Raw genomic sequence first — 10,770 nt, 5'->3', positions numbered from 1 at the left:
TCATCAACCAGTACGGCGGCGACATCAAAGAAACCTACGGCGTACCGGTTGAAGAGATCGTCGAAGGCATCAAGCACGGCGTACGCAAGGTCAATATCGACACCGACCTGCGTCTGGCATCCACCGGCGCCATGCGTCGCCTGATGGCCACCAACCCGAGCGAGTTCGACCCGCGTAAATTCTTCGGTGCTACCGTGACCGCAATGCGCGACGTGTGCATCGCTCGCTACGAGGCCTTCGGCACCGCGGGCAACGCTTCGAAGATCAAGCCGATCTCTCTGGAAGCGATGTACCAGCGTTACCTCAAAGGTGAGTTGAACGCCAAGGTCAACTAAGCCTTCAGCGTTCGAGTCGCAAGAAAAACCCGCATGAACATGCGGGTTTTTTTATGGCTGCAATCTTTTGCTGTTTATTGGTCGTGATCGATATCCAGCTTGCTGAAAGTCACTTTCCCGCCTTCAGTGGTGTACCCGGTGTTGTCCTGCACATAAACCCCGGCCTTGAAGTACAGCGGTTTGTCGCGCCAGCTGGCGCTGATATTGGTGTCCCATTGGTAACCTGCGCCACTGACGCCCAGCGCGCCGCCGGGGCTCAGGTGGATGAGGTAGTTGAATTCACGATCAAGCTTGATGCCGGTGGCGAGGGTGATGACGCGACTCTCGGCGTCGTCGGGGTGCATTCTGACCTTGATGACGAGGTTGCCGGTTTCGCTGCTGGTCTTGTACTGGTACTCGAGTTTGACCATTGGTCTCTGGCTCTTGTACGCGTGAATCTGCCCGATGACGATTTTGCCGGAGCTCGGCACCTGGTGCACCGTCAGGGTGGCACGCAGCAGGTTGTCGGCATCCGGGTAATACCAATTGCGCAGCGTACCGTTGCTGTAGGTTTCGCGCAGCTCGGTGCGCGGGTAGATGGCGTTTTCGGTTTTGGAGCCGGTCACGGGCGACCAGAAGAACAGAGTGCCGGTGTCGGAGTGGAAGTATTGATCCTTGAAGCCGTCTACCAGTTTGGACGTTTCAACAGTGTACGGCGGGCTGCCGACGGGAACGCTGAGGTTCCAGGTTGCGAGGTCGATCATAAAAATGCTTCCACAGATTTAGCTGCACGGGCGTGCCAGAAGCTCTAGTACGCGCCTCGGAGGGCGATCTTTATAATCGTAGGTGAGATGTTTGTTAATGGTGGACTGACAGATGGATGACGTCAAAATCCTGTCAAAACGCCATCTTTCCCGGTTTTAGCCGCCTTCACGCACGACCGTTAGTCGGCGAATTAACCCTTTAGTTAGATGATGGCGTACTGACAGCTTCTGATTTAGTTGATCCCGGTCTAGAGTGAAGGCACAGTATTTGTCCGGTTTTCACAAAAAACCGGCCTGACGTCCCGAAAATAGAGAAGCAGCATGGAATGCGTGCACCCCCCGCCAGCTGAAGGCAACTCAACACTTTTAATCGTCGACGATTACCCTGAAAACCTGATCAGCATGCGCGCGTTGTTGCAGCGCCAGGACTGGCAGGTCATCACCGCTGCCTCAGGGTTCGAGGCTCTCGGCCTGCTGCTTGAGCATGATGTCGACCTGGTGCTGCTCGATGTGCAGATGCCGGGCATGGACGGGTTCGAAGTCGCGCGCCTGATGCGCGGCAGCCAACGGACACGGTTGACGCCGATCATTTTCCTGACCGCCAACGAACAGTCCCAGGACGCCGTAATCAAGGGTTATGCCAGTGGCGCCGTGGATTACCTGTTCAAACCGTTCGACCCGCAGATTCTCAAGCCCAAGGTCCAGGCGTTGCTGGAGCACCAGCGCAATCGCCGCGCCTTGCAGCGCCTGAGCCACGATCTGGAGGTCGCTCGCGCCTTCAATGCCTCGGTGCTGGACAACGCTGCCGAAGGCATTCTGGTGGTGAACGAGGACGGTCTGATCCGCTTCGCCAACCCGGCAATGTCGCGTCTGCTCAGTGCCACCGTGCAAGAGTTGCAAGGCAAGGAGTTTCTGGATTTCCTGCAAAAGCCACACATTCCTGTATGGGCCGACTCGGACTTGCTGGCCGGCTTCAAACGCGGTGAAACATTGCGCCTGCACGACGCATTGCTGCGGACCGCGCCGGGGCAGCAGGTGCCAGTGGCATTGTCCTGCGCACCCTTGCCTGCCGAGCAGCGTGCGATGGTGGTCACCGTGCTGGACATGTCGGTGGTGCGCCACCTGCACCAGCAACTGGAATACCAGGCGGTGACCGATCCGCTAACGGGATTGCTCAACCGCCGGGGTTTTTACCAGACCGTGGAAAACCTCCTGTTGCGTGGCGAGCGACCCGACAGTGCCTGGGTCCTGATGTACCTCGATCTCGACGGATTCAAACGCGTCAATGACTCCCTCGGCCACGATGCCGGTGATCGGGTGTTGCGCTGGGTATCCGAGCAGTTGAAGGCCTGCTTGCGCTCCTTTGACATTCTGGCGCGCATGGGCGGCGATGAATTCACGGCATTGCTCGATCTGGAGTTTCCCGAACAGGCGGCCAAGATCGCCGAAAAGCTGATTGAGCGCGTGTCGATCTGTCAGCAGATCGACGGTCTGGATATCGCTTTGGGCGTGAGCATCGGCATTGCCACGTTTCCCGATTGCGGTGCCAACCTGGACGGTTTGCTGCGAGCCTCGGACATCGCGATGTACGAGGCCAAGCGTGCCGGTCGTCAGCAGTATCGTTTTTACGATCATGAGATGAATGGCCGGGCGCGTTCGCGCTTGATGCTTGAAGAAAGCGTACGTGACGCTATCGAGAGTCGTGATTTCAACCTGGTCTATCAACCGCAGGTGGCCATCTGCGACGGGCGCATTCGCGGCTTTGAAGCACTCTTGCGCTGGCAGCATCCGAGTGTCGGGGACGTACCGCCGGGACTGTTTCTGCCATTGCTGGAAGAGGCGCGGTTGATCAGCCGCCTGGGCAGCTGGATTTACCAACGCGGCGCCGAACAGCGCAAAGCCTGGGAAACCTTGTTTGCCGAAGATCTGATACTGGGTATCAGTTTGAGCAGAACGCAGTTCGCCATGCCCAACCTGGTGACTGAGTTGCGTCAGGTGTTGGAGCGGCACGGCTTGCAGCCGCGCCAGCTGGAAGTCGAAGTGACGGAAGAAGCCCTGACGCACAATCCGGAGGAAACCCGCAAACAGCTACGCTTGCTGCGTAATCTGGGGGTCAGGGTGGCGCTGGATGATTTCGGTTCTGGCCCTTGTTCGATGGCCCACTTACGTGACCTGGAACTGGACACGCTCAAGCTTGATCGCCATCTGATCGCTCGCCTGCCCGGGTCGGCGCGGGACGCGGTGCTGGTGCGCAACGTGATCGGCTTGTGCAAACAGTACGGCATGCTGGTGATCGCCGAGGGGGTTGAAACCGTTGCCCAGTTCCAATGGCTGCAAGCCAATGGCTGCGAGTATGTGCAGGGCTTTCTGGTGGCGCGTCCGATGATGGCAGAAGACACTGGCCACTTTGCGCAACCGTTCGACTGGAGCGCGTTGCTCATTTGAATTCGCTACACTGGCGACCTGTTCACGATCTGTGTTGCCGCTGTGATGACTGCTTTGAAATACCTCCAGGCGTATCCCGCTTCCTTGCAGGACCAGGTGCGCCAACTGATCGCCGACGGTCGCCTGGGCGAGTACCTGAGCAAACGTTATCCGGACACGCACGGTGTGCAGAGCGACAAGGCGCTGTACACCTACGCACTGGATCTCAAGCAGCAATACCTGCGCAACGCTCCGGCCATCGACAAGGTGTTGTTCGACAACCGGCTGGACCTGACGCATCGTGCCCTCGGACTGCACACTACGATCTCCCGGGTGCAAGGCGGCAAGCTCAAGGCGAAGAAGGAAATCCGCATCGCCTCGCTATTCAAGGAAGCGCCTTCGGAGTTTCTGAAAATGATCGTGGTTCACGAGTTGGCGCATTTCAAAGAGTCCGATCACAACAAAGCTTTCTACAAGTTGTGCGAACACATGCTACCGGGGTATCACCAGGTGGAGTTCGATGTGCGGGTGTACCTGACGTGGCGCGACATGCAATGAAAGATCTACAAAAAGGAGCAAGCGTGACGGACGTTAGCAAGACCAAGAGCAGCTTTTACCGCCGCTTGTACGTGGCGTACCTGATCGACAGCGGCCTGGCCAGCAGTGTTCCGGCGCTGACCGATATCACCGGTATGCCCCGACGCACCGCGCAGGACACCATCGCAGCGCTGGCGGACCTGGATATCGTTTGCGAATTCGAGCAGGAAGAAGGCGCACGCAATCATGCCGGCCGTTACCGGATTCGCGATTGGGGCGCGATTGATCGGGGGTGGATCGAGCGAAATTTGCGGCAGATAAAAAACGTATTGGAGTATCCCTGAGATTTTCGCTGCAGTGCTGACGCTATCGCGGGCAAGCCCGCTCGCACAGGTTCCGAGGCGGACTGCAAATTTGCGATGCACCGGCAATCACTGTGGGAGCTGGCTTGCCAGCGATAGGGCTCTCAGGAGCGACGCATGCCGATATGTGGAATGCCATCCTCGACATACTCCTCTCCTGCCACCACAAATCCGTACCGCCCGTAATACCCCTGCAAATGCGCCTGCGCCGAGAGATACACCGGCATATCCGGCCAGCGTTTTTGCGTCTGTTTCAATGCCTGAGCCATCAGCTCATGGCCGAGCCCGGTGCCGCGAGCCTGGGGCGCGATGATCACGCGTCCGATCACCACGTCGCCGCCCTGTAGTTCAGGATCGAGCAAGCGCAGGTACGCTACCAGTCGATCCCCGTCCCACGCCATCACATGGCACGTATCACCTTCCAGATCCTGGCCATCGATGTCCTGATAAATGCACTTCTGTTCAACGACGAACACTTCGCTGCGCAACTGCAAAATGGCGTACAGCTGTTCTTTGCCCAGATCGCTATGGTGTTTGCAGACCCAATCGATTGTCATGTTCTGATTCCCTGAAAACGTCTCCTCCGATACTAAGCGTCCAGACGATGGATGTCTTTATGGCGGAGAAATCTGTGACAAAGACCAAAATGCCATCATTCATTTTTCGCGGGATTGTCTTCTTTGTGTAATCTGGGATCAAGCGATGCGCAGTGGCTTCAATGAGCTACCGTTTTAGTGCCTGTTGGTGCGGGTACCGGGTCTTGGGTTTTGGCTGAAAACACGTCGGGTAGCCGCCCGCTAAGGATTTTCTAGCATGCCGCGATTGCATCGAGCCTTTGCTTTGATCGGATTGCTGTTGCTGACGCAAAGTGCGGCAGCAGAGAAGCTGCGGCTGGTGGCTGATGCGTGGCCGCCGTTTACCGACGCAACATTGGTCAACGGCGGGTTGGCCACCGACATTGTCAGCACCGCACTGGCGCGGGCCGGTTATGCCAGTGAATTCGAGCAGGTGCCTTGGGCGCGCGCATTGCTGGGCGTGAGCGAGGGCCGATACGATGTGCTGGTCAATGCCTGGTATACCGATGAGCGGACGAAACTGGGCAAGTTTTCCGGTGAGTATCTGGTCAATCGCATCCGTTTTCTCAAGCGCAAAGATGCGCCCATCGAATACAGCAATTTGCAGCAACTGCACAGCTATCCGATAGCCGTGGTGCGAGGTTATGCCTATTCACCAGCGTTCGACGAAGACCAGTCCCTGCAAAAGATCCCGGTGCACAGTTTCGCGATGGCCGTGCGAATGGTTGCCGCCGACAGGGTCAAACTGACCCTGGAAGACGAATACGTCGCGCGGTACTACTTGGCCCGTGAGCCCGTCAAAGTGCGCAACGCCGTGGAGTTTCTGCCCAAGCCACTGAGCGAGAATGGTCTGCACATCCTGGTCAGCCTGAAGAATCCACGCAATGAACAGATCGTCGCAGGCTTCGATCGGGCGATTGCGGCGATGAAGGCGGACGGGAGTTACGAGCGATTGCTCAGGCAGCACGGGATGTAGGTGGGGCTGGCGGCCTGATCGCTGGCAAGCCAGCTCCCACAGTGTTTGATGGTTTACACAGATCAGTGCCTGACTCAATTCCCTGTGGGAGCTGGCTTGCCAGCGATCAGGCCCGACTAGCCACCGCAAATCTCAGTCTTCGCTCGTATCCTTGATCAAATGCGCCGCCAACGTACGCAGCGGCCCCAGTTGCCGGCAGATCAATGCCAGTTGCGTCTGCACCAGCCGTTGGCCTTCATCGATTTCATCGGGCATCTGTTCGAGTTCATTGGCCAGCGCCTCTTCCTCGTCGCTCTGAATCGCAATGGCGGATTTGCTCGCCAGGCCCTGGGCGATTTCGTCGATGCTGGCAGCCAGTTTCACGCCGGCGCCTTCGATCAGTTGTTCGCGTACATCCGCCGGTAACTGGGTTTCACGGTGCGCACCCAGACCAGACAGATAACTGAGCAAGGTGTGCGACAACACCAGAAAACGGAAACCCACATCCGCTTCCTTACGAAAATGCCCAGGCTCCATCAGCATGTTGGCCAGGGTGGTCGACAGCGCTGCGTCTGCGTTGTGCGCGTTGCGCCGGGCCAGGCGATAAGCCAGGTCGTCGCTTTTGCCGGCGGCGTATTGCTGCATGATCTGGCGCAGGTAAATGCTGTTGCAGGTCAGGGTGTTGGCCAGCACTTTGTTCAGGCGTCGACCCTGCCAGTCCGGCAGGAACAGGAACACCGCCAGCCCGGCGATCAGACTGCCCAGCAAGGTATCGAACAGTCGTGGCAGGAACAGTCCGTAGCCGTCGCCCACCTGGTTGAAGCAGAACAGGATCATCAAGGTGATCGCCGCTGTCGCCAGGGTGTAGCGGGTGGTGCGGTTGGTAAAGAACACGATCCCGGCGGCGATGGCGAAGCAGGACTGGATCAGCGGGTTCGGGAACAGGTCGAACAGCGCCCAGGCCAGGGTCAGGCCGATGGCGGTACCAATGATCCGTTGACCGAGCTTGCGGCGGGTGGCGCCGTAGTTAGGCTGGCAAACAAACAGGGTCGTCAGGATGATCCAGTAGCCCTGGGACGGATGGATCAAATGCACCATCGCGTAGCCGATGCTCAAGGCCAGGGGCAAGCGCAGGGCATGGCGAAACAGCAGCGACGTCGGCGTCAGCTGCGTGCGCAATCGAACCCACACATCCTTCAAGTTGCGCGGTGAGCGGTCGAGCAGGCTGCTGTCCGTGGCGTCTGCCAGCGCGTCGGGGTTACTGGCGTCACTCAATAAACGGTCGAGGGTGCCAAGATTCGCCGCCAACGCTCGCAATGAGCGCAGCAACCCGCGCCACGCCGGGTTGCTCTGGATGCGCAAATGTTCGAGAGAGGCGTGCAGGTCGCTCAGCGCTTCGGCGAAACTGGCGTCATAGGTGAACGGCTGGCGCATCTGGATCGATTCGGCCAAAGCCCGGCAGGCCTTGCCTTGCTGGCGCAGCAGGCGCTGACAGCGAAACAGCACGTCACTGTGGAAAAACGCATCGGCCAGGGCGTTGTAAGGGTAGTGCGAAGAACTGGCGCGTTCGTGGATGTCCTGGGCGAGGAAGTACAGCTTCAGGTAACGACTGACTTTCGAGCCCGGCCGACCGTTGCCGACCCGGTGCAGGATGATTTCCTTGGCGGCGTTGAGTGCGGCGACCACGCGACCGTTCTGTTGCGCCAGTTCCAGGCGACGGGCTTCCACGTCCATCTGCCGGATCGGCTCGAACAGCGAGGATTTCAGCTTCAGGTAGAAGCCCAGTTCGCGGAACAACCGTGCCAGGCTCTGCTGTACTGGCTGGTTGGAAAACAACGCCTGCCACAACACCGACAGCACGCCGTACCAGGCCGCACCGGCCACCAACAGCAGTGGCTCGTGCCAGAAATCGGTGACCGCGCCACCGCGCTGATCCACGCCGATCATGGTGTAGACCGACAGGATCAGCGTCGCCGAGGCAATCGCGCCGTAGCGTTCGCCCAGCGCGCCGAGCATGGTCAGGCAGAACGCGGCGAGCGCAAAGGCGATGATGAAGAGGTAGGGGTAGGGGAAGAGCAGTTCGACGGACAGCGCGGCAACGGCGAAACATACCAGCGTCACCGCCAAGGCGTTGAGACGGCCCTGCCAACTGTCATCGGTTTCAGCCAGGGCGCTGGCGATAATCCCGAGGAACAACGGGATCAGCAACCCCATTTCATCCTGATACCAACACAGCGCCATGGTACCGGTCAGGGCGATGAACACCCGCACGCTGTAACTGAATTTATCCAGCGCCCAAAGGCGACGCAGAGACTGACGGAATGAAGTCGATGACATGAAGTGCGAAGGCCTTCCGAGGCAATGACGCTAAATTGAGCCACTAATGACGCCGACGCAATGGCGCCGATCACATTGGGCAGCAAAATTTGTTCCTTTGAGATCCTCCGCCGAGCGCATTCTTTAAAGTCAACAAGGAACCCTGTGGGAGCTGGCTTGCCAGCGATAGCGGACTGACAGTCAATAAAGATGTCGGATGTACTGGCCTCATCGCTGGCAAGCCAGCTCCCACAGGGATGGTGCTTCACATTTGAAAGACGGTCGTCAGGCGTACTGTGCGGCCGCGTAGCCGGAAGCCCACGCCCACTGGAAGTTGAAGCCGCCCAGATGCCCGGTCACGTCCAGCACTTCGCCAATGAAATACAGGCCCGGGCTTTTCAGCGATTCCATGGTCTTGGACGACACTTCGTTGGTATTCACGCCACCGAGCGTCACTTCGGCGGTGCGATAGCCTTCGGTGCCGGCAGGTACGACTTTCCAGCTCGCCAGTTTTTCAGCGATGGCGGCGATTTCTGCGTGGGTGTACTGCTTCATCGGTTTAGAGACGAACCAGTTGTCCGCCAACAGGTTGGCCATCTTCTTGGTGAAGATTTCCCCGAGCAGGGTTTTCAGCTCACTGTTGGGGCGTTCGGCTTGTTGCTGTTGCAACCAGTGCGCTGCGTCATGGTCGGGCATCAGGTTGATCTCGACCGTATCGCCGGATTCCCAGAACGAAGAAATCTGCAAAATCGCCGGACCACTGAGGCCGCGGTGAGTGAACAGTATGTTCTCGCGAAAGCTTTGGTCGTTGCAGCTCACCAGGCAATCCACCGAGGTACCGGACAGTTCGCTGCACAGTTCCTTTAGTTGATCGGTGATGGTGAACGGGACCAGGCCGGCGCGGGTGGGCAGCAGTTCGTGGCCGAATTGCCTGGCCACCTGGTAGCCGAAACCGGTGGCGCCCAGGGTTGGGATCGACAGGCCGCCCGTGGCGATCACCAGCGATTCGCAGGTCACCTGACCGAGGGTGGTGTCGAGCAAATAGCCCTTCTCGAGTTTCTCGATGCTCTGGATCGACGTGTCCAGGTGCAGGCTGACACCAACCTGATCGCACTCGTCGAGCAGCATTTGCAGGATGTCGCTGGACTTGTTGTCGCAGAACAACTGACCGAGTTTTTTCTCGTGATACGGCACGCCGTGCTTGGCAACCATGCCGATGAAATCCCATTGGGTATAGCGGGCGAGCGCCGATTTGCAGAAATGCGCGTTCTGCGACAGGAAATTGCTCGGCTCGGTGTACATGTTGGTGAAATTGCAGCGGCCACCGCCCGACATCAGGATTTTCTTGCCGGCCTTGTTGGCATGGTCAAGCAACAACACCTTGCGCCCGCGCCCGGCGGCGGTCAGCGCACACATCAACCCTGCGGCGCCAGCGCCAATGATCACGACTTCGGTAGAGCGCAAAACGGTGTCCTCAACTGTTCTCGATCATTCCCACGCTCTGCGTGGGAATGCCGCCATGGACGCTCTGCGTCCGCCGTCATGTGACGCGCAGCGTCACGGGATGCATTCCCACGCGGAGCGTGGGAATGATCAGGGTCACAGGATACGCACGCGCAGCGAGCGGCCTTTGATCTTGCCGTCGTTCAAGCGCTGCAAGGCCTGCTTGGCGATCCCGCGTTCCACGGCCACGTAAGCCTGGAAGTCAAAAATCGCGATCTTGCCGACCTGCGCGCCCGGGATGCCGGCATCACCGGTCAGTGCGCCGAGAATGTCGCCTGGCCGAACCTTGTCTTTGCGGCCAGCACCGATGCACAGGGTGCTCATCTGCGGCAGCAGTGGGCCGCCGCCCTGATTGGTCAGGTTGTCCACCTGATCCCAGGTCAGCGGCGATTTCTGCAACTGTTCGATCGCTTGCGCACGCTGGGCCTCGGACGGCGCCACCAGGCTGATGGCAATGCCTTTCTCACCGGCACGACCGGTACGGCCGACGCGGTGGATGTGGATTTCCGAATCGCGGGCCAGCTCGACGTTGATCACCATGTCCAGGGAATCGATATCAAGGCCGCGGGCCGCGACATCGGTGGCCACCAGTACCGAGGTGCTGCGGTTGGCGAACATGGCCAGCACCTGATCGCGGTCACGCTGTTCCAGGTCGCCGTGCAGGCCGACCGCGGAAATGCCTTTGGCAGTCAGGTGGTCGACGGTTTCCTGGACCTGCTGTTTGGTGAAGCAGAACGCGACGCAGGACGCCGGGCGGAAGTGGCCGAGGACCTTGGTCACGGCGCTCATGCGCTCTTCCGGAGAGATTTCGTAGAAGCGCTGCTCGATCTGCGTGTCGTCGTGGAACGCCTCGGCTTTCACTTGCTGCGGGTTGCGCATGAACTTCGAGGCCAGCTGCTTGATGCCCACCGGGTACGTGGCGGAGAACAGCAGGGTCTGGCGACGCTCCGGGGCTTGCATGATGATTTCTTCGATGGAGTCGTAGAAACCCATGTCGAGCATGCGGTCGGCTTCGTCGAG

General features: G+C 59.0%; 10 protein-coding genes. 5 read left to right on the top strand and 5 right to left on the bottom strand.

Annotated elements, in window-relative coordinates; genetic code table 11:
- Positions 1–335, top strand: a 335-nt coding sequence (locus D8V06_RS03620) for a class II fructose-bisphosphate aldolase (RefSeq protein ID WP_177434345.1), incomplete at its 5' end; no start/stop codon positions are given.
- A gap of 74 nt (positions 336–409) precedes the next feature.
- Here D8V06_RS03620 and D8V06_RS03615 read toward each other — a convergent pair.
- Complete coding sequence (locus D8V06_RS03615; RefSeq protein ID WP_056853921.1) at positions 410–1,078, bottom strand: polysaccharide lyase family 7 protein; 669 nt, start codon at positions 1,076–1,078, stop codon at positions 410–412.
- Positions 1,079–1,399: 321 nt separating this feature from the next.
- On the opposite strand from D8V06_RS03615, the gene D8V06_RS03610 reads away from it, so the two are divergent.
- The 3 genes from D8V06_RS03610 to D8V06_RS03600 are packed head-to-tail and all read left to right on the top strand — an operon-like array spanning position 1,400 to position 4,383.
- Complete coding sequence (locus D8V06_RS03610) at positions 1,400–3,523, top strand: EAL domain-containing protein (protein ID WP_130907689.1); 2,124 nt, start codon at positions 1,400–1,402, stop codon at positions 3,521–3,523.
- A 45-nt stretch (positions 3,524–3,568) separates the two neighbouring features.
- Positions 3,569–4,060: a M48 family metallopeptidase gene (locus D8V06_RS03605; RefSeq protein ID WP_056853919.1), complete on the top strand. Its 492-nt coding sequence runs from the start codon at positions 3,569–3,571 to the stop codon at positions 4,058–4,060.
- A complete protein-coding gene (locus D8V06_RS03600) occupies positions 4,057–4,383 on the top strand; it encodes a winged helix-turn-helix domain-containing protein (RefSeq protein WP_056853918.1) in 327 nt (108 codons plus the stop codon). Before D8V06_RS03605 ends, D8V06_RS03600 begins: the two co-directional genes overlap by 4 nt.
- A gap of 122 nt (positions 4,384–4,505) precedes the next feature.
- Here the strand turns inward: D8V06_RS03600 and D8V06_RS03595 are convergent, their stop codons facing one another.
- Positions 4,506–4,958 carry a GNAT family N-acetyltransferase gene (locus D8V06_RS03595; RefSeq protein WP_130906015.1) on the bottom strand — a complete coding sequence of 151 codons (453 nt, stop codon included), beginning with the start codon at positions 4,956–4,958 and terminating at the stop codon, positions 4,506–4,508.
- 256 nt (positions 4,959–5,214) lie between these two features.
- On the opposite strand from D8V06_RS03595, the gene D8V06_RS03590 reads away from it, so the two are divergent.
- Entirely contained in the window at positions 5,215–5,952 is a 738-nt protein-coding gene (locus tag D8V06_RS03590; RefSeq protein ID WP_056853916.1) for a transporter substrate-binding domain-containing protein, read from the top strand.
- A gap of 132 nt (positions 5,953–6,084) precedes the next feature.
- Here the strand turns inward: D8V06_RS03590 and yccS are convergent, their stop codons facing one another.
- The 3 genes from yccS to D8V06_RS03575 all read right to left on the bottom strand — a co-directional run.
- Complete coding sequence (gene yccS / locus D8V06_RS03585) at positions 6,085–8,268, bottom strand: YccS family putative transporter (protein WP_056853915.1); 2,184 nt, start codon at positions 8,266–8,268, stop codon at positions 6,085–6,087.
- Positions 8,269–8,532: 264 nt separating this feature from the next.
- On the bottom strand, positions 8,533–9,711 hold the full coding sequence (locus D8V06_RS03580) for an NAD(P)/FAD-dependent oxidoreductase (RefSeq protein WP_130930449.1): 1,179 nt from the start codon (positions 9,709–9,711) through the stop codon (positions 8,533–8,535).
- 135 nt (positions 9,712–9,846) lie between these two features.
- Positions 9,847–10,770: helicase-related protein (locus tag D8V06_RS03575; protein WP_130930448.1), on the bottom strand; the 924-nt coding region annotated here is incomplete at its 5' end.

Source organism: Pseudomonas sp. Sample_24 (assembly GCF_004307605.1).
Classification (GTDB): domain Bacteria; phylum Pseudomonadota; class Gammaproteobacteria; order Pseudomonadales; family Pseudomonadaceae; genus Aquipseudomonas.
The sequence above is the reverse complement of the archived record's forward strand: the minus strand, read 5'-3'. Positions and strand labels throughout refer to the sequence as shown.

Excerpts from the sequence above, each read along its gene's own strand:
- D8V06_RS03615 (WP_056853921.1), bottom strand. The coding sequence starts at position 1,078 with ATGATCGACCTCGCAACCTGGAACCTCAGCGTTCCCGTCGGCAGCCCG.
- D8V06_RS03595 (WP_130906015.1), bottom strand. The coding sequence starts at position 4,958 with ATGACAATCGATTGGGTCTGCAAACACCATAGCGATCTGGGCAAAGAA.
- D8V06_RS03605 (WP_056853919.1), top strand. The coding sequence starts at position 3,569 with ATGACTGCTTTGAAATACCTCCAGGCGTATCCCGCTTCCTTGCAGGAC.
- yccS (WP_056853915.1), bottom strand. The coding sequence starts at position 8,268 with ATGTCATCGACTTCATTCCGTCAGTCTCTGCGTCGCCTTTGGGCGCTG.
- D8V06_RS03610 (WP_130907689.1), top strand. The coding sequence starts at position 1,400 with ATGGAATGCGTGCACCCCCCGCCAGCTGAAGGCAACTCAACACTTTTA.
- D8V06_RS03600 (WP_056853918.1), top strand. The coding sequence starts at position 4,057 with ATGAAAGATCTACAAAAAGGAGCAAGCGTGACGGACGTTAGCAAGACC.
- D8V06_RS03590 (WP_056853916.1), top strand. The coding sequence starts at position 5,215 with ATGCCGCGATTGCATCGAGCCTTTGCTTTGATCGGATTGCTGTTGCTG.